General features: G+C 68.9%; 22 protein-coding genes. 4 read left to right on the forward strand and 18 right to left on the reverse strand.

All coding sequences use genetic code 11. The annotated features are described in order from the left end of the window. Positions 1-48 precede the first annotated feature (48 nt). From ACTWJ5_RS24665 to ppc, 7 genes are all read right to left on the reverse strand, one after another. On the reverse strand, positions 49-834 hold the full coding sequence (locus tag ACTWJ5_RS24665; protein WP_253389781.1) for a class I SAM-dependent methyltransferase: 786 nt from the start codon (positions 832-834) through the stop codon (positions 49-51). 47 nt (positions 835-881) lie between these two features. Further along, positions 882-1,709: an isocitrate lyase/PEP mutase family protein gene (locus tag ACTWJ5_RS24670; RefSeq protein WP_444436737.1), complete on the reverse strand. Its 828-nt coding sequence runs from the start codon at positions 1,707-1,709 to the stop codon at positions 882-884. Between the two features lie 51 nt (positions 1,710-1,760). After that, on the reverse strand, positions 1,761-2,621 hold the full coding sequence (locus ACTWJ5_RS24675; protein WP_253389917.1) for a DUF72 domain-containing protein: 861 nt from the start codon (positions 2,619-2,621) through the stop codon (positions 1,761-1,763). After that, positions 2,618-2,968 (reverse strand): hypothetical protein, encoded by a 351-nt coding sequence (locus ACTWJ5_RS24680; RefSeq protein ID WP_009616550.1) that lies wholly within the window; start codon positions 2,966-2,968, stop codon positions 2,618-2,620. The genes ACTWJ5_RS24675 and ACTWJ5_RS24680 overlap by 4 nt, the downstream gene beginning before the upstream one ends. Positions 2,969-3,031: 63 nt before the next feature. Then, on the reverse strand, positions 3,032-3,706 hold the full coding sequence (tsaB, locus tag ACTWJ5_RS24685; protein WP_301500050.1) for a tRNA (adenosine(37)-N6)-threonylcarbamoyltransferase complex dimerization subunit type 1 TsaB: 675 nt from the start codon (positions 3,704-3,706) through the stop codon (positions 3,032-3,034). 87 nt (positions 3,707-3,793) lie between these two features. Continuing rightward, entirely contained in the window at positions 3,794-4,441 is a 648-nt protein-coding gene (gene adk, locus ACTWJ5_RS24690; protein WP_043271261.1) for an adenylate kinase, read from the reverse strand. A gap of 160 nt (positions 4,442-4,601) precedes the next feature. After that, on the reverse strand, positions 4,602-7,238 hold the full coding sequence (gene ppc / locus ACTWJ5_RS24695) for a phosphoenolpyruvate carboxylase (RefSeq protein WP_444436738.1): 2,637 nt from the start codon (positions 7,236-7,238) through the stop codon (positions 4,602-4,604). 194 nt (positions 7,239-7,432) lie between these two features. Here ppc and ACTWJ5_RS24700 point away from each other — a divergent pair, with 194 nt between their 5' ends. After that, on the forward strand, positions 7,433-7,780 hold the full coding sequence (locus tag ACTWJ5_RS24700) for a hypothetical protein (RefSeq protein ID WP_009616546.1): 348 nt from the start codon (positions 7,433-7,435) through the stop codon (positions 7,778-7,780). A 116-nt stretch (positions 7,781-7,896) separates the two neighbouring features. On the opposite strand, the gene cadR is transcribed toward ACTWJ5_RS24700, so the two are convergent. After that, positions 7,897-8,364, reverse strand: a complete 468-nt coding sequence (gene cadR, locus ACTWJ5_RS24705; protein WP_444436739.1) for a Cd(II)/Pb(II)-responsive transcriptional regulator — start codon at positions 8,362-8,364, stop codon at positions 7,897-7,899. Positions 8,365-8,449: 85 nt separating this feature from the next. On the opposite strand from cadR, the gene ACTWJ5_RS24710 reads away from it, so the two are divergent. The 3 genes from ACTWJ5_RS24710 to ACTWJ5_RS24720 all read left to right on the forward strand — a co-directional run bounded on the left by ACTWJ5_RS24710 (position 8,450) and on the right by ACTWJ5_RS24720 (position 12,124). Further along, positions 8,450-10,714, forward strand: a complete 2,265-nt coding sequence (locus ACTWJ5_RS24710) for a heavy metal translocating P-type ATPase (protein ID WP_444436740.1) — start codon at positions 8,450-8,452, stop codon at positions 10,712-10,714. Positions 10,715-10,897: 183 nt separating this feature from the next. Beyond that, positions 10,898-11,299 (forward strand): DUF4398 domain-containing protein, encoded by a 402-nt coding sequence (locus ACTWJ5_RS24715; RefSeq protein ID WP_116422987.1) that lies wholly within the window; start codon positions 10,898-10,900, stop codon positions 11,297-11,299. Between the two features lie 45 nt (positions 11,300-11,344). Continuing rightward, the gene (locus tag ACTWJ5_RS24720; protein WP_444436741.1) at positions 11,345-12,124 is read left to right on the forward strand and encodes an OmpA family protein; all 780 of its coding nucleotides are present in this window, start codon (positions 11,345-11,347) and stop codon (positions 12,122-12,124) included. A 438-nt stretch (positions 12,125-12,562) separates the two neighbouring features. On the opposite strand, the gene ACTWJ5_RS24725 is transcribed toward ACTWJ5_RS24720, so the two are convergent. From ACTWJ5_RS24725 to ACTWJ5_RS24770, 10 genes are all read right to left on the reverse strand, one after another. Next, a complete protein-coding gene (locus ACTWJ5_RS24725) occupies positions 12,563-13,081 on the reverse strand; it encodes an O-acetyl-ADP-ribose deacetylase (RefSeq protein ID WP_444436742.1) in 519 nt (172 codons plus the stop codon). A gap of 46 nt (positions 13,082-13,127) precedes the next feature. Next, the gene (locus ACTWJ5_RS24730) at positions 13,128-13,460 is read right to left on the reverse strand and encodes a hypothetical protein (RefSeq protein ID WP_116422984.1); all 333 of its coding nucleotides are present in this window, start codon (positions 13,458-13,460) and stop codon (positions 13,128-13,130) included. Next, positions 13,457-14,377, reverse strand: a complete 921-nt coding sequence (locus tag ACTWJ5_RS24735; protein ID WP_444436743.1) for an alpha/beta hydrolase — start codon at positions 14,375-14,377, stop codon at positions 13,457-13,459. The genes ACTWJ5_RS24730 and ACTWJ5_RS24735 overlap by 4 nt, the downstream gene beginning before the upstream one ends. A gap of 116 nt (positions 14,378-14,493) precedes the next feature. Beyond that, positions 14,494-15,798: a flavohemoglobin expression-modulating QEGLA motif protein gene (locus ACTWJ5_RS24740; protein ID WP_444436744.1), complete on the reverse strand. Its 1,305-nt coding sequence runs from the start codon at positions 15,796-15,798 to the stop codon at positions 14,494-14,496. Further along, positions 15,795-16,358 (reverse strand): hypothetical protein, encoded by a 564-nt coding sequence (locus tag ACTWJ5_RS24745; protein ID WP_444436745.1) that lies wholly within the window; start codon positions 16,356-16,358, stop codon positions 15,795-15,797. Before ACTWJ5_RS24745 ends, ACTWJ5_RS24740 begins: the two co-directional genes overlap by 4 nt. 54 nt (positions 16,359-16,412) lie before the next feature. Further along, positions 16,413-17,126, reverse strand: coding sequence for a TetR/AcrR family transcriptional regulator (locus ACTWJ5_RS24750; protein ID WP_009616533.1), 714 nt, complete (start codon positions 17,124-17,126; stop codon positions 16,413-16,415). Between the two features lie 317 nt (positions 17,127-17,443). Beyond that, the gene (lysS, locus tag ACTWJ5_RS24755; protein ID WP_444436746.1) at positions 17,444-18,949 is read right to left on the reverse strand and encodes a lysine--tRNA ligase; all 1,506 of its coding nucleotides are present in this window, start codon (positions 18,947-18,949) and stop codon (positions 17,444-17,446) included. A 118-nt stretch (positions 18,950-19,067) separates the two neighbouring features. Next, positions 19,068-20,163, reverse strand: a protein-coding gene (prfB, locus tag ACTWJ5_RS24760; RefSeq protein WP_116422981.1) for a peptide chain release factor 2 whose coding sequence is annotated in 2 segments (ribosomal slippage) — positions 19,068-20,090 and positions 20,092-20,163 — 1,095 coding nt in all. Because the reading frame shifts where the segments join, the coding sequence is not laid out codon by codon here. Between the two features lie 78 nt (positions 20,164-20,241). Continuing rightward, positions 20,242-21,264 carry a response regulator gene (locus ACTWJ5_RS24765; protein ID WP_074986367.1) on the reverse strand — a complete coding sequence of 341 codons (1,023 nt, stop codon included), beginning with the start codon at positions 21,262-21,264 and terminating at the stop codon, positions 20,242-20,244. 36 nt (positions 21,265-21,300) lie between these two features. Beyond that, positions 21,301-22,308, reverse strand: coding sequence for a chemotaxis response regulator protein-glutamate methylesterase (locus ACTWJ5_RS24770; RefSeq protein WP_444436747.1), 1,008 nt, complete (start codon positions 22,306-22,308; stop codon positions 21,301-21,303). Positions 22,309-22,346: the final 38 nt, after the last annotated feature.

Below are 22,346 nucleotides of genomic sequence, written 5' to 3' on the forward strand. Positions count from 1 at the left end.
GTAAATCCCTTTCGCGAGCAAGCTCGCTCCTACGAAAAGCCCCTCCGCTCAGGGCTTGAGGGACTTCAACGGATAGATGTCATACCGGCTCGACTTCCCTTCCAGGCTGTAGCTCGGCTTGGCGCCCTCGATGATCGGCGCCTTGCGCGGGCGCTTGACCACCACGCGGTGGCTGGCCAGGGCCAGGGCCGCCTGGAGCAGCGCCGGGGCGTCCATGTCGTCGCCCACCAGGGGGCGGAACAGGCGCATTTCCTTTTTCACCAGGGCGCTCTTGTCGCGGTGCGGGAACATCGGGTCGAGGTAGATCACCTGGGGCGCTTCGCCCTGCCAGGCGCCCATCAGGTCGATGGCGTTGCCCTGGTGCAGTCGCATCCGCGCCACTATCGGCGCCACTTCCAGGTCGCGTGCCGCGCGGGCCAGGCCGTCTTCCAGCAGGGCGGCGATCAGCGGTTGGCGCTCGATCAGTTGCATCTCGCAGCCCAGGGTGGCGAGGACGAAGGCGTCGCGGCCCAGGCCGGCGGTGGCGTCGAGCACCTGCGGGCGCACGCCCGGCTGCACGCCCACCGCCTTGGCGATCATCTGCCCGCTGCCGCCGCCGAACTGGCGGCGGTGGGCGGCGGCGCCTTCGAGGAAGTCCACGCGCACCGGGCCCGGCGAGTCCGGGCCCAGTTGCAGCAGTTGCAGGCCCTGCTCGCCCAGTTGCAGGGCGAAGTCAGCCGCGCCCTCCTCCGCCAGTTCCAGTCCCAGACGCTGGGCCCATTGTCCGGCGGCTTCACGGTAGTGGGGCTCCAGGGCCTGGACGATGATGCGGGGAGTGTCTGCGCTGGCGCTCATGCGGGTCGATCCGGTGCAAAAGCGCCGATTCTACCGCAGGCCCCGGCTCAGCGCCGGAACAGCTCGTTGAGGCGGGCGAAGGGCATGCCTTCCTGGGTCGCCTCCAGGCGCCCGCTGGCCAGTTCGCTGGCGGCGTGGAAGAAGGCGCCGTAGGCCACCCGCGCCAGGGACGAACCCAGGCTGACGCGCTTCACGCCGAGTTCAGCCAGGTCGCTCAGCGACAGTTGCAGGGCCGGCGAGCCGACCAGCACGTTCACCGGCCGCGGAGCCACCGCGCGCACCACTGCGTCGATCTGCTCGCGGGTGGTCAGCCCCGGCGCGTAGAGCACGTCGGCGCCGGCGTCGGCGAAGGCCACCAGGCGGCGGATGGTGTCGTCCAGGTCGTCGCGGCCGTGCAGCAGGTTCTCCGCGCGGGCCGCCAGGGTGAAGGGGAATTCCAGGGAGTGCGCGGCCTGCACCGCCGCGCGCACGCGTTCCACCGCCAGTTCGAAGGGGTAGATGGGATCGTCCGGGCGGCCGGTCGCGTCCTCGATGGAGCCGCCCACCAGACCGATGCTGGCGGCCAGGCGAATGGTCGCCACGCAGTCCTCGGGCGCGTCGCCGTAGCCGTTCTCCAGGTCGGCGGCCACCGGCAGCGGCGTCGCCTCGACGATGGCGCGGGCGTTGGCCAGGGCTTCCTCGCGGCTCACCTCGCCTTCGGCGTCGCAGAGGCCAAGGGCGAAGGCCAGGCCGGCGCTGGTGGTGGCCAGGGCCTCGAAGCCCAGGCCGGCGAGCATTTTCGCCGAGCCGGCGTCCCAGGGGTTGGGCAGGACGAACAGGCCGTCGCGGCGGTGCAGGGCCTGGAAGGCCAGGCCGCGTTCGCGTTGGGTGGTCATGGGGGCGCTCTCCGTGCGAATGGGAGCTTGCAGGTTAGCGCAACCGGGGCCTCAGAGCAGGCCCAGTTGCTCCACTTCCGGCTGCGGCAGTTGCAACGCCGGCAGCCCCGGCAGGCGCTCGGCCAGCAGGGCGTGGAAGCGCTGCGCCTGTTCGGCGGCGCGGTGGTTGTCCGGGGTGTGGAGGAACACGTGAGGCGTCAGGCCGTCCTCGATCCAACCGGCCACCTTGTCCACCCAGGGCGTCAGGTAGGCCTGGTTGGCGTCCAGGTCCGGCCCGCCGATGAAGCGCACCTGCGGGCTGTCGCTGAAGGCCGCCGGGCGCACCGGAATCCTCGGTTTCTTCGACTGCGCATGGCGCACCGCCGGGTCGTCGGACTGGCAGGCGAACAGCGCCCGCGAATCCAAGCAGATGCGTTCCACGCCGCGCTCGTGGAGCAGGCGGTTGAGCAGCCGCTCCTCCTCGCCTTTCTCGAAGAACGCCGGGTGGCGCACCTCCACGGCAATGCACCGGGCGCCGAACTCGTCCAGCCAGGCGGCCAGCTCGCCCAGGCGCTGCGGGCCGAAGCCGGCGGAAAGCTGCAGCCACAGCGGGCTCACCCGGGTGCCCAGCGGCGCCAGCAGGTCAAGGAAGTCGCGAGTGGCGCCGAACTGCTCGCGCAGGTCGCCTTCGTGGCTGATGTCGCGGGGCAGCTTGGCGCAGAAATGAAAGTCCGCCGGCATGGTCTGCGCCCAGCGCTGCAGCGTGTCGGCGCTGGGCCGGGCATAGAAGGTGGTGTTGCCCTCCACCGCGTTGAACACCTGGCTGTAGAAGCCCAGGGTGTCGGCCGGGCGCAGGTCGGCGGGGTAGAAACTGCCGCGCCAGGCGGGCTCGTTCCACGACGGGCAGCCCAGGTAGTACGGCAGGCCCATCAGGCGTAGAGGTCGATGCCCAGCACTTCCGGGGCGTCGTAGCCGCCCAGCGGCAGGTTGGCGGTGCTGCTATAGCTGGCCAGGGCCTGGGCGGCGCGGTTGCTGACCGGGCGCTGGTAGGCCAGGACGTCGCTGAGGACGATGGGCAGGCTGCCGCTGCCGGCGTTGCCCGGCTCCACGTAGCGCGTCTGCGCCTGCTGCTCCAGGCCCTGGCTGGCAGCCACCGAGGCCGGCTGCTCGCGACGCGCCTCGGCCTCGCGCATGACCTCGCGATAAGGCGTGACCGCGGTGCCGGGGCGGCTGCCGGAGTCGGGCGTGATGGAGTAGCTGGACAGGCCGTCGATGCGCATGTTCAGGGCTCAGCGGGTAAGGATTTCACTCTAGCGAGCGCTCCAGGGCTTGGCAATCGCCGGTCAGCCGGCCTTGGGCGTGGCCACGTTGTCGCGCAGGTAGACCGGCTGCGCCTGGTCCGCCGGCACGGCGTCGCCGCGTTCCCAGGCGAACAGCGCCAGGTCCAGCAGGTCTTCGGCGTTGGGCAGCAGGCTGGCATCCTCGGCCTGCACCTTCACCGCCAGGCGCTCGCGGTAGCCCCAGCCGGTGCCGGCGCCGAACCAGTCACCCTCGGCATCACGCGGCAGCGCCACGCTTTCCGGCGGCAGTACCGCCTCGGCGCCGGCCAGGCGCATCTCGCCCCGCTCCAGGCGGTAGCAACCCCAGTAGACCTCGTCCATGCGCGCGTCGATGGCGGCCGCCACCTGGCTGGCGCCGTGCTCGCGGTGGGCGCGCTGGGCCAGCACGGCGAGGTCGGAGATCGGCAGCACCGGCTTGTCCAGGGCGAAGGCCAGGCCTTGCACCACGCCGATGGCGATGCGCACGCCGGTGAAGGCGCCGGGGCCGCGGCCGAAGGCGATGGCGTCCACCGCGCCCAGGGCGATGCCGGCCTCGTCGAGCAGTTCCTGCACCATGGGCAGCAGGCGCTTGGCGTGCAGCCGCGGGATCACCTCGTGGCGGCTGAAACGCCGGCCGTCGTGCAGCAGGGCGACGGAGCAGGCTTCGGTGGAGGTGTCCAGGGCCAGCAGGGTGGGCATCGGGGTCTTCCGGCAAGCTGAAAAAGGGCGGGCATTATAAACGCCAAAGGCCCGCAAGCGGGCCTCTGGTGCAGGTCGGGCGGCGACTCAGCTGAGCGCGGCCAGAACCTTGGCGGTGATCTGGTCCACCGAGCCGACGCCTTCGACGCGGCTGTACTTCGGGGTGCCTTCGACGGCGGCCAGCTTCTGGTAGAAGTCGACCAGCGGCTTGGTCTGGGTGTGGTAGACCGACAGGCGGTGGCGCACGGTCTCTTCGCGGTCGTCGTCACGCTGGATCAGGTCTTCGCCGGTGACGTCGTCCTTGCCGGCGACTTTCGGCGGGTTGTGCTCGACGTGGTACACGCGGCCGGAAGCCGGGTGCACGCGGCGGCCAGCCATGCGGCTGACGATCTCTTCGTCGTCGACGGCGATCTCGACCACGTGGTCGATGCTCACGCCGGCTTCCTTCATGGCCTCGGCCTGGGGAATGGTGCGCGGGAAACCGTCGAACAGGAAGCCGTTGGCGCAATCGGGCTGGGCGATGCGCTCCTTGACCAGGTTGATGATCAGGTCATCCGAAACCAGGCCGCCGGCATCCATCACGCTCTTGGCCTGCAGGCCCAGCTCGGTGCCGGCCTTGACCGCTGCGCGCAGCATGTCCCCGGTGGAGATCTGCGGAATGCTGAACTTCTCGGTGATGAAGCGAGCCTGAGTACCTTTGCCGGCACCGGGCGCCCCGAGCAGAATCACACGCATCGATATGCTCCTTAGTCTTGTTGAAAGCGAAATCCCGGATCTGCCTTATGGGGCCTATCTGAACATGCTTGAAATGGCGCAGGAATACGCCGAAAGGCTGATCAAGATACACAGCGCACCCTGAGCGCACAAGCCACCGGAAAGTCGTGGCCGGGGCCGCTCAACCTGTGTTGCGCAGCCCCGCGGCGATGCCCGCCACCGTCACCAGCAGGGCCTGTTCCAGACCGCCGCAGGCGTCGCCTTCGCAGCGTCTGGAACGGGCCAGCAGCTCCGCCTGGAGCAGGTGCAGCGGGTCCAGGTAGATGTTGCGCACGGCGATGGATTCGCGCGTCTCTGTGGCCTGCGCCAGCAGGCGCTGCTGGCCGGTCAGGCCGAGCACCACGCGCAGCGCCTGCGACAATAGGTCGCGTAAATGCGCACCTAATGGTCGCAGTTCCGATTGCACCAGACGTTCGTCGTAGAGTTGGGCGATTTCGCCGTCGGCCTTGGCCAGGACCATCTCCAGCATGTCGATGCGCGCGCGGAAGAACGGCCACTGCTCGCGCATGCGCTGCAGCAGGCTGCCCTCGCCGCGGTCGATGGCGTTGAACAGCGCGGTCTCCCAGCCCAGCCAGGCCGGCAGCATCAGCCGCGTCTGCGTCCAGGCGAAGATCCACGGGATGGCCCGCAGGCTCTCGATGCCGCCCTGGCGGCGCTTGGCCGGGCGGCTGCCCAGGGGCAGGCGGCCGAGTTCCTGTTCCGGCGTGGCCTCGCGGAAGTAGTCGACGAACTGCGACGTCTCGCGCACCACCTGGCGGTAGGCGGCCAGGGAATCGGCGGCCAGGCGCTGCATTTCCTCGCGCCAGGCCGGCTCCGGCGCCGGTGGCGGCAGCAGCGTGGCCTCCAGCACCGCGGCCAGGTAGAGGTCGAGGTTCTGCCGGGCGATGCCGGGCAGGCCGAACTTGAAGCGGATCATCTCGCCCTGTTCGGTGGTGCGGAAGCGCCCGGCCACCGAGCCCGGCGGCTGCGAGAGGATGGCCGCGTGGGCCGGGCCGCCGCCGCGCCCGACGGTGCCGCCGCGGCCGTGGAACAGCAGCAGCTCGACGCCATGGGCGCGGCAGATGTCCACCAGCGCTTCCTGGGCGCGGTACTGCGCCCAGGCGGCGGCCAGGGTGCCGGCGTCCTTGGCCGAGTCGGAGTAGCCGATCATCACTTCCTGCGGCCCGGACAGGGCCTCGCGGTAGGCGTCCAGGCCGAGCAGGCGGTCGATGCAGGGGCCGGCGTTGTCGAGGTCGTCGAGGGTTTCGAAGAGTGGCACCACGCGCAGCGGCCGGCGCAACCCGCATTCCTTGAGCAGCAGTTGCACCGCCAGCACGTCGGACGGCTGGCCGGCCATGGAGATGACGTAGGAGCCCAGCGAGGCCGCCGGCGCGGCAGCCGCCACGCGGCAGGTGGCCAGGACTTCGGCGGTGTCGGCGCTGGCCTGGTAGTCCGCCGGCAGCAGCGGGCGATGGTTGCCCAGCTCCTCCAGGAGGAATTCCTGGCGCACCGCCTCATCCCAGTCCTGATAGCGGCCCAGGCCCAGGTACTCGGTGATTTCGCTCAGGGCGGCGGCGTGGCGGCCGGAGTCCTGGCGGATGTCCAGGCGCGTCAGGAACAGGCCGAAGGTGGCGGCGCGGCGCAGGCTGTCGAGCAGCGCGCCGTCGGCGATCACGCCCATGCCGCAGGCGTGCAGCGAGCGGTGGCACAACTCCAGCGGCGCCAGCAGCTCGCGGTTGTCCTGCAGCACCGCCTCGGGTGCAACCTCGTCTTCGTTCAGCGCGCGCTGGGCCCAGGCCCGTGTGGCGCGCAGGCGTTCGCGCAGTTGCTTGAGCAGGGCGCGGTAGGGTTCGGCCACCTCGCCGGTTTCCGCCAGCAGCTCCTCGCTGGCCTGCTGCATGGACAGGTCGGCGGCCAGGCTGTCGACGTCGCGCAGGTAGAGGTCGGCGGCCATCCAGCGCGCCAGCAGCAGCACCTCGCGGGTGACGGTGGCGGTGACGTTGGGGTTGCCGTCGCGGTCGCCGCCCATCCAGGAGGCGAAGCGGATGGGCGCGGCTTCCAGCGGCAGGCGCTGGCCGGTGCAGCTTTGCAGGGTCTCGTCGACGTGGCGGAGGAAGTTGGGCACGGCCTGCCAGAGCGAATGTTCGATCACCGCGAAGCCCCACTTGGCCTCGTCCACCGGCGTTGGCCGGGTGCGGCGGATCTCGTCGGTGTGCCAGGCTTCGGCCACCAGCCGGCGCAGGCGCGTGTCCACCTGCTCGCGCTCCTCGGGGAGCAGGTCGGTGTGGTCCTTGGCCGCCAGTTGCGCGGCCATGGCGTCGTATTTCTGGATCAGGGTGCGCCGCGCCACTTCGGTGGGGTGCGCGGTGAGCACCAGCTCGATGTCCAGCTGCGCCACCTGGCGCGCCAGCTCCGCCGGCTCCACCCCGGCCTTGCGCAGGCGCCCCAGCAGTTCGCCCAGCACACGCTGCTCGAAGGGCTGCGGCTCCTTCGGCCCGCGGCGGCGGATGCGGTGGTACTGCTCGGCGATGTTGGCCAGGTTGAGGAACTGGTTGAAGGCCCGCGCCACCGGCAGCAGCTCGTCCTCGCCCAGGCCATCGAGGGCCGCCGCCAGCTGCCGCGCGCCTTCGGCCGAACCGCGCCGCGCCGCCTTGGCGCCCTGGCGGATCAGCTCGACCTTGTCGAGGAAGGCCTGGCCGTACTGGTTGCGGATGGTCTGCCCGAGCAGTTCGCCCAGCAGGTGCACGTCCTCGCGCAGGCGCGCGTCGATATCCGCCATGGGGGTTCTCCGTGTCTGGATTCTCTTACAGTGCCGCCTGGCGACACTCACTGACAAGCGTGCGACGAACGCCCGCGATCCTGCTCCGACAGCGTCTAGGCTAGATGTGATCCCGAAGGATTCGGGAAATTCTTCCCGGCGGCCCCAAAAGGGCCGTCTTCCCCGCCGGCCACGAGCCGGCCCATGAGGTGAACATGAAGATCCGCGATCTGGTACGCCATTGGGAACAGAACGCCAGGGGGCGCATGACCAGCCACAGCTACAGCATCCCGCTGGACGTGGAAACCGCCGCGCGCCTGGCCGCGCTGCACGACATGTACCCCAAGCGCAGCGTCGAGGAACTGCTCGGCGAACTGGTCGGCTCGGCCCTGGAGGAACTGGAGGCGAGCTTCCCCTACGTGAAAGGGCAGAAGGTGGTGGCGCTGGACGAACAGGGCGACCCGCTCTACGAGGACGTCGGCCCTACCCCGCGCTTCCTGCAGCTGTCGCGCAAGTACCTGCATGAGCTGACGGGGCACAAGGAAGAGCCGAGCCATTCCTGACTGCTGTAGGAGCGGGCCCTGCCCGTGATTTCGCGCGCAGGGCGCGCTCCTACAGGGGTATGACGCGGCTGTCGCGGACGGAGCCCTACGGCGAGCACAGCATCTACCGCCTTCTCTCAATGCCGACCATGCACCCCGGGCACGTGCAGGTGCCCGGCCTCGGCGCAGGCTTCCGGCACCGCCGAGGGCTCGGCGGGCAGCTGCAGTTCACGGAGGATGCCGCAGTCCTCGCTGTTGCCGCTGCCGCTGCAGCGGGCGCGCAGGTCCTGCAGTTGCTGGCGCAGCGACTGCAGCTCGGCGATGCGCACTTCCACGTGGTGCAGGTGATCGTCGATCAGCCGGTTGGCGGTGCCGCAGTCGGACTCGGGGCGGTCGCGCAGGCCGAGGAGGATGCGGATTTCCTCCTGGGTCATGTCCAGCGAGCGGCAGTGGCGGATGAACGACAGCCGCTCGACGTGGGCGTTGTCGTATTGCCGGTAGTTGCCGCCGGTGCGCGCCGGCTCCGGCAGCAGGCCCTCGCGCTCGTAGTAGCGGATGGTCTCCACCGGGCAGCCGGTCAGTTTCGCCAGTTCACCGATCTTCATCGCCCTTCCCTCCCGGAACCGCTTGACTCTGTAGTTGCTACAGGGTGTGCAATCGCAAGCATACCGTCAAATGGGAAACGACCTGATGACCGACGCCAACAGCCGCCAGCCTGGATGCGGGCCCTGCTGCCACGATCACGCCCCCGCCGCCGTGCATCGCCATGAACACGAGCATGGGCATGACCACCACCACGAGCGCCCGCGCCACGCCGAACCGGCGCTGGGCGCCGCCGCGGCCGCGGCCACCGGCGAGCTGCGCTGGAGCAGCCTGCGCATCGAGGCCATGGACTGCCCCACCGAGGAGCGCCTGCTGCGCGACGCCCTGGGCAAGCTGCCGGCGGTAGAGCAGTTGGAGTTCAACCTGATGCAGCGCCTGCTCAAGGTGCAGCACCGCTTCGACAGCCTGGAGCCGCTGCAGAAGCTGGTCGCCTCCCTGGGCATGGAGGCCGAGGCCGTGGAAGACGGCCAGCCGCTCGCCAGCGCGCCGGGCAGGCACAAGCCCTGGTGGCCGCTGGCCCTGGCCGGGGTGCTGGCGCTGGCCGCGGAAGTCTGCGAATGGTTCGCCCTCGGCCCGCAGTGGCTAGTGGCAGCCCTGGCCGTGGCGGCCATCCTCGGCGCCGGCCTGCCGACCTACCGCAAGGGCTGGATCGCCCTGAAGAACCGCGACCTGAACATCAACGCGCTGATGAGCATCGCCGTGACCGGCGCCATGCTCATCGGCCAGTGGCCGGAAGCGGCCATGGTCGCGGTGCTGTTCGCCATCGCCGAGCTGATCGAGGCGCGCTCCCTGGAACGTGCGCGCAGCGCTATCCGCGGCCTGCTGCAGTTGGCCCCGGAACAGGCCACGGTGCTGCGCGACGGGCAATGGCAGGACGTGCCGGCCAAGTCGGTGGCCGTGGGCGAGCGCGTGCGCGTGCGCCCCGGAGAACGCATCGCCCTCGACGGCGAGGTGGTCGACGGCCGCTCCAGCGTCAACCAGGCGCCCATCACCGGCGAGAGCCTGCCGGTGGAAAAGCAAGCCGGTGAACCCCTGTTCGCCGGCAGCATCAACGGCGAGGGCGCGCTGGAGTATGCGGTGAGCCGCGGCGCCGACGACAGCACCCTGGCGCGGATCATCCACGCCGTAGAGGAAGCCCAGGGCTCGCGGGCGCCGACGCAGCGCTTCGTCGATCAGTTCGCGCGCATCTACACGCCGGTGGTGATCCTCATCGCCATCGCCACCGCGCTCATCCCGCCGCTGGCCTTCGGCGGCGCCTGGCTCGACTGGGTGTACCGCGCCCTGGTGCTGCTGGTGATCGCCTGCCCCTGCGCGCTGGTGATCTCCACCCCGGTGACCATCGTCAGCGGCCTGTCGGCGGCGGCGCGCACCGGCATCCTGATCAAGGGCGGGGTGTTCCTCGAACTGGGCCGCCAACTGCAATGGCTGGCCCTGGACAAGACCGGCACCATCACCGAAGGCCGTCCGACGCAGACCGACTTCCACGGCCTGCGCGGCGACGAGGCGCGTGCCCGGCTGCTGGCCGCGAGCCTGGCGGCTCGTTCCGACCACCCGGTGTCCCAGGCCGTGGCCCGCGCCGCCGAGGCCGATGGGCTGGCGCTGTATGGCGTCGACGCACTGGAGGCCATCCCCGGCCGCGGCGTGAAGGGCGTGGTCGATGGCCACCTGCACCACCTGGGCAACCATCGCCTGGTGGAGGAGCTGGGGCTGTGCTCGGCGGCGCTGGAAGCACGCCTCGACGCCCTGGAGCAACAGGGCAAGACCGTCATCGTGCTGCTCGACGACGAAGGCCCGCTGGCGCTGTTCGCCGTGGCCGACGCGGTCAAGCAGACCAGCCGCGAGGCCCTCGTCGAGCTGCACGGCCTGGGCGTGAAGACACTGATGCTGACTGGCGACAACCCGCACACCGCGGCCGCCATCGCCGCCCAGGTGGGCATCGACCAGGCCCGCGGCAACCTGTTGCCCGAGGACAAGCTGCGCGAGGTCGAGCAGCACCAGCCCGGCGGCGCGCGGGTGGGTATGGTCGGCGACGGCATCAACGACGCCCCGGCCCTGGCCCGCGCCGACATCGGCTTCGCCATGGGCGCGGCGGGCACCGACACGGCCATCGAGACCGCCGGCGTGGCGCTGATGGACGACGATCTGCGCAAGCTGCCGCAGTTCATCCGCCTGTCGCGCCGCACCCACGCCGTGCTGGTGCAGAACATCAGCCTGGCGCTGGGCATCAAGGCTGTGTTCCTGGCCCTCACCCTGGCCGGCCTGGGCACCCTGTGGATGGCGGTGTTCGCCGACATGGGCGCCAGCCTGCTGGTGGTGTTCAACGGCCTGCGCCTGCTCCGCCTGCGCTTCTGAAAGCCGCGTCGCAGACATGGCCGCCCCGCCGGGCGGCCATTTTTTTTGAACCCTCGGACAAGTCCTCAAGTCCCCAGTAATACCTGGCCGCAACGGGACAACGCCGCAGCGCAGGGCTGCGAACGGCCGGGCCGGGCACCGCCCGCTGAGCATCCGCGTTCCCCAGACGAGAGGACTCGAACAATGGAACTGAAAACACCCCAACCCCGCCTCGCCTTCCTGCGCACGGGCCTGCTGGCCGGCCTCGGCGCCCTGGCCCTGGCCGGCTGCGCCGGCAACCCGCCGAGCGAACAGATGGCAGTCACCGAATCGGCGGTGAACGCCGCGGTCAGCGCCGGCGGCCCGCAGTACGCGCCGCTGGAAATGAAGACCGCCCAGGACAAGCTCGGCCAGGCGCGCATCGCCCTCAACGACAAGGAATACGAGCAGGCCAGGCGCCTGGCCCAGCAGGCCGAATGGGACGCCCGCGTGGCCGAGCGCAAGTCGCAGGCGGTCAAGGCGCAGAACGCCGTCAAGGACGCCCAGCAGGGCGTGATGGAAATCCGCGAGGAAGGGCTGCAGAAGCTCCAGCAGCCACAGCAGTAGGCGCCCTTCCCCATTCCCCCCTCCGGATCATTAAGGACGACAGCCATGCGTAAACTCATCGCCCTCCCCGCCCTCTCCAGCCTGGCGCTGCTGCTGGCCGCCTGCGCCCACGAGCCCAACGCCAACCTGGAGAAGGCCCGCAGCGACTACTCCGCCCTGCAGGCGCAACCCCAGGCCACCCAGCTCGCGGCCCTGGAAACCAAGGACGCCGGCGACTGGCTGGCCAAGGCCGACAAGGCCTACCGCGACGGCGAGAAGCAGCAGGACGTGGACCAATTGGCCTACCTGACGCAGCAGCGCATCAACCTGGCCAACCAGACCATCGCCCTGAAGAGCGCCGAAGGGCAGCTGCAGAACGCCTCGGCGCAGCGCACCCAGGCCCGCCTGGACGTACGCACCCAGCAGCTCAAGGAGCTTCAGGCGAAGCAGACCCAGCGCGGCACCCTGGTGACCTTCGGCGACGTGCTCTTCGACCTCGACCGCGCCGACCTCAAGCCCGAGGCCAGCCACAACATCCAGCAGTTGGCCAGCTACCTGCAGCAGAACCCCGAGCGCAAGGTGCTGGTCGAGGGCTACACCGACAGCAGCGGCTCGGCCGGCTACAACCAGGGCCTGTCCGAACGCCGCGCCGACTCGGTGCGCATGGCCCTGCTGGCCCAGGGCGTCGACCCCGCGCGGGTGACCACCCGCGGCTATGGCAAGGACTACCCGGTGGCGAGCAACGCCAGCTCCTCCGGCCCCGCGCAGAACCGCCGGGTGGAGGTGACCATCTCCAACGACGCCAAGCCGGTGGTGCCGCGGTCGTCGGTGGATAGCGATTACTGACGCGGCTATCCATATAGGAGCGCGCCCTGCGCGCGATTTCGCGGGCAGGGCCCGCTCCTACAGGTTACTTAGCCGGAACCACCGGCGCGCTTCGCGGATGAGATCCTACGGTTCCAGGATGCACGGCTTTTCGTAGGATGGCGTTGAGCGAAGCGATACCCATCACCGCAACCGCATGGGTTTCGCAAGCTCAACCCATCCTACGAAGAGCACCTCGGCGCAAGACAGTTGCTCCTACGCCGCCCCACCCGCACCCTTCCCATGTAGGAGCGCGCCCTGCGCGCGAATCGCGGGCAGGGCCCGCTCCTACATTGCCGGCGAGCATGGCTTTTCGTAGGAGCGAGCTTGCTCGCGAACCGCATGGCACCGCGTTTATTCGCGAGCAAGAACTAGGCGTCCCCCTCGATCCTACGAAGAGCACCTCGGCGCAGTCGGCGCCTACGCGCCACCCCGCAACAGGCGCCGGTAGAGTTCGGCCATGTCTTCGGCGAAAGGCACCAGCAACAGACGTTGCAGGCTGCTGCCGGCGGGCCGCAGGCGGCGCAGTTCGGTGATGGCGATGCTGGCCGCCGCTTCCAGGGGATAGCTGTAGATTCCGCAGCTGATGGCGGGGAAGGCGATGCCCTCCAGCTCATACTGTTCCGCCAGCGCCAGGCTGTTGCGGTAGCAGGCGGCGAGCAGGTCCGGCTCGCCGTGGCCGCCGCCGCGCCAGACCGGGCCTACCGTGTGGATGACGTGGGCGGCGGGCAGGCGGAAGCCAGGGGTGATCTTGGCCTCGCCGGTCCTGCAGCCGCCCAGGTTGCGGCAGTGGTTCGCCAGTTCCGGGCCGGCGGCGCGGTGGATGGCGCCGTCCACGCCCCCGCCGCCGAGCAGCGAGCTGTTGGCGGCGTTGACGATGGCGTCGATGCGCAGGGTGGTGATGTCGCCTTGCCAGACGTGGATCTCGGGGTTGCTCATGGTCGCGCCCTCCAGGTTGCTCCCAGCCTAGCCCCGAAGCATGCCGTCAGCGGACTTCCTGCGGGGTTTCCTCGCCGGCGCAGCGCACGGCGTGCTTCTTGTTGTCCACCAGCACGCCGGAGAGGCCCTTCTGGGTGGTGTCGAACAGCACCAGCACGCCGTCGATGCATTGCGCGATCTGGTTGGCCGGCTCCAGCGAGAGCTTCACGTCCTGCCCGGGGATGCTCTTGAGCATGGTGAACTCGGCCAGCAGCAGGGCGTCCTGCTCCTTGGCGAAGTGCAGGTAGCCGTAGAACCAGAGCGTGCCGACACTGACGATGATGCTGCCGATGGCGGTGAGGATGTACGGGATCATGTTGCGGTCGGTGCTGGTGGTCATGGCTTGCCCTGGGACTGGCTGGCCGGCTCGGCCGGCGGATCGGTGTTGGGGACTTCGGCCAGGCGGCGCAGGCCGCTGAAGTGCTGCGGGTCGTCGAGGAAGCGCAGCATCACTTCGCGCCAGGTCGGTTCGCCGAAGGTTTCCACGTGCCCGCCGCGGGTCAGCTGGAAGACTTTCGGCGGCCGCGCCGCCTTGTACAGGCTCAGGCCGTTGTCCAGGGGCACGATGGTATCGTCGATGCTGTGAAAGAACAGCACGGGTGCGCCAGAAAGTCGCGGCATGGCGCGGATCGCGCTGTCGCCATCGGGCACGAACCAGGACAGCGGAATCTGCAGCGGCCAGGTCAGCCAGGCGGTGCCCAGGGTGTAGCGTGCCACTTCGCGGTAGCTGGCGGGCACGCCGTCGAGCACCACGGCCTTGAGTTGCTTCACCCGCTCGGGATGCTGCGCCAGGTAGTGCACGCCCATGGCACCGCCCAGGCTCTGGCCGAGCAGGATCAGCGGCTTGCCCTGGGCCTCGGGGGCCTTGTCCAGCCAGGCGAAGGCCGCGTCCATGTCCTGGTACACCGCCGGCAGGCTGGGCTCGCCCTGGGAATGGCCGTAGCCGCGGTAGTCGATCATCAGCACCTGGTAGCCCTGCTCCGGCAGCCAGAAGGTGCCGCCCAGGTGCCAGGCCATGTTGCCGCCGTTGCCGTGCAGGTGCAGCACCGTGCCCTTGACCGGCACGCCGGGCTTGGCCGGCAGCCACCAGCCGGCGAGCTTCACGCCGTCGGCGGTGGTGAGGGTGACGTCGCGGTAGTCCAGCTTGGCCCGCGCCGGGGTGATGGCGACGTCGGGGTTGGGGTAGAACAGCAGCGAGCTGCAGCCGCCGAGCAGAAGCAGCAGGGACAGCGCGGCGGCCTTGAAGCGGTGGGTCATGGTCGGGTCATCCTTGGTACGGCTCTTCGTAGGAGCGAGCTTGCTCGCGAACCAACTCCGCCGCGGAATCCGTTCGCGAGCAAGCTCGCTCCTACGAAGGGCATTTCGGCGCGGTCCTAGAGGATATTCGCGTAGTCCGCCTCGATGCGGTCCAGGCTCAGGTGGTTGAGGAAGTTGGAGAAGCACATCCAGGCCGACAGCGCGTTGAGGTCGCGGAACTGCGGCGGCAGGTACTTCGGCGGCACCACCAGCCCTTCGTCCACCAGTTGGCGCAGGGTGCGCATGTCTTCCAGGGTGGCCTTGCCGCAGAACAGCAGCGGGATCTGCTCCAGCTTGCCCTTGCGCACGGCGAGCTGGATGTAGTTGTAGATGAGGATGAAGCCCTTCAGGTACGACAGGTCCTTGGTGAACGGCAGCCCGCCGGGCGTGGAGCCGCGGAACACCCGGCTGGCGTTCTGGTAGCTGCTTTCCTGGCTGTAGCCCTGCTCGCGGTAGAAGTGGAACACCTCGAGGAAGTCCGCGCCCTCCTCCGCCATGTGGATGGCGCGGGTGCGGTTGGTCAGCTTGCGCAGGCGCGTGGGATAGGAGGCAAAGGCGATCACCTCCATGAGGATGGCCAGGCCTTCCTGGGTCACGGTGGAGGACGGCGGGCCCTTGGCCAGGAAGGTGCAGATCGGCTGGTTCTGCCCGTTCAGGGTGGTGCCCACGTGCACCAGGCCCTCGTGGACTTCCAGGGCGCGCACGTCGCGCTCGTTGAACATGGCGTCGGCGCGCACCTTGATGTAGTCGGCGCCGGCCGCGGCGTCGGCGACTATGCCGTCGGACTCGAACACGCGGATGGTGTCCTCGGCCTCGCCGAAGGTCTTGTTCAGGCGCTCCTGCAGCATGGCCACCGCTTCCTTGGCGGTGAGGGTCTTGGGTTCGTCCTTGAGGTCGCCGCGGTCGGCGATGTTGTTCAGGTAGTCCGAGAGCATCAGGCCGAGGTCGGCCAGGGTCGGGTCACCGGCGTGGAAGGCGTCGGAGGCCGAGCCGTAGAGTTCCTGGGAGATCAGCCCGAAGTCCTGGGTGCCGCGCGCCTCCAGCATGCGGATGACCATGCGGTACTCGCGGCACATGCGCCGCATGATCTGCCCCACCGGGTTGAACTGGCCGAGCTGGCGGGTGACATCGCGCTCCAGGTTCTGGAACTCCTGCTTCTTGGCGTTGCCGTCGAAGGCCAGCGGGCGGCCGTCGTAGTAGCCGCGGTCGACCTTGGGCGCATGCTTGCCGCGGCCCTTGAGGAAGTCTTCGCGCACGCTGTCGTCCCATTTGATGGCGTCGAGCACGCGGATCGGCGTCTGCGCCTCCACCAGGCGGTCGGACAGGCCGCGGATGATCTGCTGGTACTCGCTGGGCGTGCTTTTCTTGCGCCGCGGGTTCATGGGCGTTCTCCCGGAGTCACTCGCTGGAAGCGTAGCGCTTCGCTGAAGACTTCGGCGTTGGCGGGGTCGTCCAGGTAGGCCAGGACGTCGCCCAGGGGGCTGGCCACCAGCGCGCCGGCGCCCTGCTCGCTGTCCACCTTCTGGCCCTGCAGGGTGCCCTTGGCCATGGCCTGGAGGATCTGCTCGACGTCCAGCGAGTAGACCACCAGCTCGTCCTTGTCGGTGATCTCGAAGCCGGCCAGCAGGTAGTTGCCGCCCTGGCTCTTGGGCAGTTCGGCGGACAGGTACCAGCGCTGGCCGTGCTGGGCCACGGTGAAGGGCAGGTCCTCGGCGCTGTCGGTGTTGCCGCTGTCGTCGTAGTAGCTGAAGGCGCGGTACAGGCCCTCACCGGTGCGGCTGATCTCGAGGAACTGTTCCTCGCCGTATTCGTCGATCCGCGACCACTGGCCGAGCAACTGCTTGGGCGCGGCCTCCTTCGCCGGGATCGGCTCCTTGAAGGTCACCAGGCAGCCGCCGAGCAGGAAGATGCTCAACAGCAGCAAGGCGCGCCAGGCTTTCATCGAAGTCTCCTCAGGGGCCGCGGGCGGCACGCCATATGGGGTCGTCGGCGGGCTTCAGAGGCCCAGCACCAGGTACAGGTAGCGGGTCAGGATGGCGCGCATTTCCACGGTGTCCAGGTGCTCCACGCCATCCAGCAGGCCCTGATACTCCATCTGCAGGATGATGGCCGTCAACACCTTGGCGTCCTGTTCCGGCTGCTGCGAGCCGAGCACCTCGAAGAAGTGCACCACGCCCAGGGAGAGGATGCGCCTGTGGCTCTGCGCCAGCTGTTCCAGGCGCGGGTTGAGCAACGCCTCCTGGCGGAACGCCTGCTCGGCCAGCAGGTGCTCGCGGCGCTCGGTGAGCTGCACGCGCACGTACTGGATGGCCAGCTCGGTGATGCGGTCGGCCAGCTCGCGGCGCGCCTCGGGGCTGCCGGTGAGGCCGGCGGCCAGAGCCTGCAGGTCACCCTCGACGCTGGCCCAGAAGGCCGACAGGGCTTCGGCGCTGCGTTCGACGAAGAGCGCGAAGGTGTCGGTGATGAGGTCGTCGATGTCCTTGAAGTAGTAGGTGGTGGCAGACAAAGGCACGTCCGCCTCGGCCGCCACCGCCCGATGGCGCACGGCCCGCACGCCCTCGCGGACGATGATGCGCATGGCCGCGTCGAGGATCGCCTGGCGGCGCTGCTCGCTGCCCTGGCGGGCGGCCTTGCGGCCCTGGTACTGGACACTCTCGGCCACCGCACTGGCGGCCTGGGCGGCGCTGTCTCTGGAAACTGCTCGGGGCACGGTCTTTCCTCCGCTCGCGGGCGATGGCGCATTGTTCGGGCTTTTGCTTGGGGAATCAATTGGTGGCAAAGGCCGCCGAAGCGTTCGGCGCAAGCGGCGAAGACGATCGCGGACGGAGTCCGCTCCTACGCCCGTGCTTCCCTGGGGCCGTAGAAGCAACTGGCGCTCTTCGTAGGATGGGTTGAGCCTTGGCGAAACCCATGCGGTCGTGGTGATGGGTATCGCTTCGCTCAACGCCATCCTACGCGGCGTTGTGTTTGCCGGTTCGCAGGCACGAAAAAGCCGCCCTAAGGCGGCTTCTCCACTTGCTCCTGCGCTTACGCCTGCGGGCGCATGTGCGGGAACAGGATCACGTCGCGGATCGACGGCGAGTTGGTCAGCAGCATCACCAGGCGGTCGATGCCGATGCCTTCGCCGGCGGTGGGCGGCATGCCGTATTCCAGGGCGTTGATGAAGTCGGCGTCATAGTGCATCGCCTCGTCGTCGCCGGCGTCCTTCTCCTTGACCTGCAGCATGAAGCGCTCGGCCTGGTCTTCGGCGTCGTTCAACTCGGAGTAGGCGTTGGCGATCTCGCGGCCGCCGATGAACAGTTCGAAGCGGTCGGTGACGCTCGGGTCCTGGTCGTTGCGGCGGGCCAGCGGGGAGACTTCGAAGGGGTACTGGGTGATGAAGTGCGGCTGTTCCAGCTTGTGCTCCACCAGCTCCTCGAAAATCATTACCTGCAGCTTGCCCAGGCCTTCGTGGCCGAGGACCTTGGCGCCGGCCTTCTTGGCGATCTCGCGGGCTTTTTCGACATCCTGCAGGTCAGCCGCGGTGATGTCCGGGTTGTACTTGAGGATGGCGTCGAACACCGACAGACGGGCGAAGGGCTCGCCGAAGTGGAAGACCTTGTCGCCGTAGGGCACGTCGGTGGTGCCGAGCACCGCCTGGGCCAGCTCGCGGAACAGTTCCTCGGTCAGGTCCATGTTGTCTTCGTAGTCGGCGTAGGCCTGGTAGAACTCGAGCATGGTGAACTCGGGGTTGTGCCGGGTCGAGACGCCTTCGTTGCGGAAGTTGCGGTTGATCTCGAAGACCTTCTCGAAGCCGCCGACCACCAGGCGCTTGAGGTACAGCTCCGGGGCGATGCGCAGGAACATGGCCATGTCCAGCGCATTGTGGTGGGTGGCGAAGGGCTTGGCCGCGGCGCCGCCGGGGATGGTCTGCAGCATCGGGGTTTCCACTTCGAGGAAACCGCGCTCGGACAGGAAGCGGCGGATGTGGGCGATCACCTGGGAACGCACGCGGAAGGTGTGGCGGGTTTCCTCGTTGACGATCAGGTCGACGTAGCGCTGGCGGTAGCGCTGCTCGGTGTCGGTCAGGCCGTGGTGCTTGTCCGGCAGCGGGCGCAGCGACTTGGTCAGCAGGCGCACGCTGCTCATGTCGACGTACAGGTCGCCCTTGCCGGAGCGGGCCAGGGTGCCCTCGGCGCCGATGATGTCGCCCAGGTCCCAGGTCTTGATCTCGGCCAGCGTCTCTTCGGGCAGGGTCTTGCGGTTGACGTAGACCTGCAGGCGGTCGCTGCTGTCCTGCAGGACGATGAAGGCGCCACGGTTGAGCATGATGCGACCGGCGACCTTGACCGGGATGGCTGCGGCTTCCAGCTCTTCCTTGGTCTTGTCGGCGTACTGCTTCTGCAGGTCCGCGAAGTAGGCGTCGCGGCGGAAGTCGTTGGGGAAGGCGATGGCCTTGGCCTCGCGCACGGCGGCAAGCTTTTCCTTGCGCTGGGCGATCAGCTTGTTTTCTTCCTGTTGCAGCTCGTGCTGGTCGAGTTGTTGGTCGCTCATGGTCGTTCTATCTGCCTGGCGTCGATTCATTCAATTAGGGATAACAACTGTAGGAGCGAGCTTGCTCGCGAAGCTCTTCAATGGGTTCGCGAGCAAGCTCGCTCCTACGGGGTGCGGTCTACAGGCCCTGTTTAAGGCTGGCTTCCAGGTATTCGTTGAGGTCGCCGTCGAGCACCTTGTCGCAATCGCTGCGTTCCACGCCGGTACGCAGGTCCTTGATGCGCGACTGGTCGAGCACGTAGGAACGGATCTGGTGGCCCCAGCCGATATCGGACTTGGTGTCTTCCAGCGCCTGCGAGGCGGCGGTGCGTTTCTGCATCTCCTGCTCGTACAACCGGGCCCGCAGCATCTTCATGGCGGTGTCCTTGTTGGCGTGCTGGGAGCGTTCGTTCTGGCACGCCACCACGGTGTTGGTCGGCACGTGGGTGATACGCACCGCGGAGTCGGTGGTGTTCACGTGCTGGCCGCCGGCGCCGGACGAACGGTAGGTGTCGATGCGCAGGTCCGCCGGGTTGATCTCGATCTCGATGTTGTCATCGATTTCCGGCGAGACGAACACCGCGGTGAACGAGGTGTGGCGGCGGTTGCCGGAGTCGAACGGGCTCTTGCGCACCAGGCGGTGCACGCCGATCTCGGTGCGCAGCCAGCCGAAGGCGTACTCGCCCTTGATGTGCACGGTAGCGCCCTTGATGCCGGCGACCTCACCCTCGGACAGCTCGACGATCTCGGCGTCGAAGCCGTTCTTGTCGGCCCAGCGCAGGTACATGCGCAGCAGCATGTTGGCCCAGTCCTGGGCCTCGGTGCCGCCGGAGCCGGCCTGGATGTCCAGGTAGGCGTTGTTCGGGTCCATCTCGCCGCTGAACATGCGGCGGAATTCCAGCTTCTCGAGGATTTCGCGCAGGCGCTGGACTTCCGCTTCGACGTCGCCGACGGCGCCTTCGTCGTTCTCCTCGACCGCCATGTCGAGCAGGTCGCGGGAGTCGGCCAGGCCGCCGGTCAGCTCGTCGAGGGTCTCGACGATCTGCGCCAGCATGGCGCGCTCGCGGCCCAGGTTCTGGGCGTATTCGGGCTTGTTCCAGACCGCCGGGTCTTCCAGCTCGCGGTTTACTTCGATCAGACGATCATGTTTCAGATCGTAGTCAAAGATACCCCCGAATGGACTGGGTACGGTCGGAGAGGTCCTTGATGCTGTTGAGGATCGGTTGGATTTCCATGGCGGTCAGCACTCACGGGTAATGGCGTGGAAAAACCCGGAAGTATACCCGAGAAAGCCGCCCGTGGGCGGCTGTGCGTCAGCCGGTTGCGCCGCCGTCCACCCCCACCTGGTTGCGTCCGCCGTGCTTGGCGTTGTAGAGCGCGCGGTCGGCGTGTTCGATCAGCCGCAGGCAGCTTTCGCCCTGCCCCGGGGTGAGGGTCGCCACGCCGACGCTGACCGTCAGCACCGCGCCGGCATCCGGCTGCTCGTGGGCGATGCCCAGGGCCTGCACGGTCAGCCGCAGCTTCTCCGCCAGCAGCCGCGCGCCGCCCGGCGAGGTGCCCGGGAGGATGATGGCGAACTCCTCGCCGCCGTAGCGCGCCGGCAGGTCGGAGGAGCGCGCGCAGCTTTCGCGGATGGTCCCGGCGACGCGGCGCAGCGCCTCGTCGCCGGCGACGTGGCCGAAGGTGTCGTTGTAGGCCTTGAAGTGGTCGACGTCGATCAGCAGCAGCGACAGCTGGCTCTGCTCGCGCAGGCCGCGGCGCCATTCCATTTCCAGGTACTCGTCGAAGTGGCGGCGGTTGGACAGCCCGGTGAGGCCGTCGGAGTTCATCAGCCGCTGCAGCACCAGGTTGGTCTCCAGCAGCTTCTGCTGGCTCTCGCGCAGCGCACGGTAGGCCTCGTCGCGCTGCTGCAGGGCGAGGTAGGAGCGCGAGTGGTAGCGCACCCGCGCCACCAGTTCGATGGCGTCGGGCAGCTTGACCAGGTAGTCGTTGGCCCCGGCGGCGAAGGCGGCGCTCTTGACCTGCGGCTCCTCCTTGGTCGACAGGACGATGATCGGGATGTCGCGGGTCTGCGGGTGGCGGCGGTACTGGCGCACCAGCTCCAGGCCGTCGGTGTCGGGCATCACCAGGTCCTGCAGGATCACCGTCGGGCGGATCTGCAGGGCCTGCTCGATGGCCTGGGTGGCGTCGGAGCAGAAGTGGAAGTCGATGCCGCCGTCCTCGGCCAGGGCGCGGCGCACGGCCTCGCCGATCATGGCCTGGTCGTCGACCAGCAGGACCATGACCGCGGTGTCGTCCGGAGTAATCAAGGGGTTCTCGCTATGCTTGGGGTTCATCGTCGTCGTGGCGCCGCTGGCGCTGCCTCCGGAATGTCAGCCGTACAGTTCGCCCAGGCGCCGGGCGATGTCGCCCAGGCCGCGGATTTCGGTGGCGGCGCCGATCGCCGCGGCGGCCTTGGGCATGCCGTACACGGCGCTGCTGGCCTGGTCCTGGGCCAGCGTCAGGAAGCCGCGCTCGCGCATGTGCTTCAGGCCCTGGGCGCCGTCGCGGCCCATGCCGGTGAGCAGCACGCCGGTGGCCTGGCCCACCCAGTTGTCGGCCACGCTGTCGAAGAACACGTCGATCGAGGGCCGGTAGATGTGCCCGCAGGGTTCGGCGGTGTAGGCCAGCTCGCCGTTGCGTTGCAGGCGGATGTGGTCGTTGGTGCCGGCCAGCAGCACGCAGCCGGGCTGCGGCACCTCGCCGTTGCGCGCCAGGCGCACGGGGATGCGCGCCTGGCTGGCCAGCCATTCGGCCATGCCGGCGGCGAACACTTCGTCCACGTGCTGCACCACCACCATGGCCGCGGAAAAACTCGCCGGCAGCTTGCCCAGCAGCTCGGCCAGGGCCGCCGGGCCGCCGGCCGAGGCGCCCACGGCCACCAGGCGGCGGGCCTTGGCCGGGTTTTCGCGCACGGCGACCTCGCTGCGCGGCCGGCTGTTGCCCGGGGCCGACAGCCAGGCCAGGTTCTGCAGCTTGCGCAGCAGCGGGCGGGCCGCCTCCAGGGAATCGCCGACGCCCAGCGCCGGGGTGTTCACCGCGTCCACCGCGCCGCAGCCCATGGCCTCGAACACCCGCGAGAGGTTCTGCTCCAGGTCCACGGTGACCACGATGATGGCGCAGGGCGAGGCGGCCATGATCCGCCGCGTGGCCTCCACGCCGTCCATCACCGGCATCAGCAGGTCCATCAGCACCACGTCGGGGGTCTGCGCGGCGCACATTTCCACCGCCTCGGCTCCGTTGCTGGCGACCCACAGCACGCGGTGCGTGGGTTCGAAGGCCAAGGCCCGGCGCAACGCTTCCACCGCCAGCGGCATGTCGTTGACGATGCCAACTCTCATCTTAGGGTCGGCTCCCGTTTCGGCGCGAGCCGCGTTGC

It is taken from the genome of Pseudomonas sp. A6 (assembly GCF_052367875.1).
Taxonomy (GTDB): domain Bacteria; phylum Pseudomonadota; class Gammaproteobacteria; order Pseudomonadales; family Pseudomonadaceae; genus Pseudomonas; species Pseudomonas citronellolis.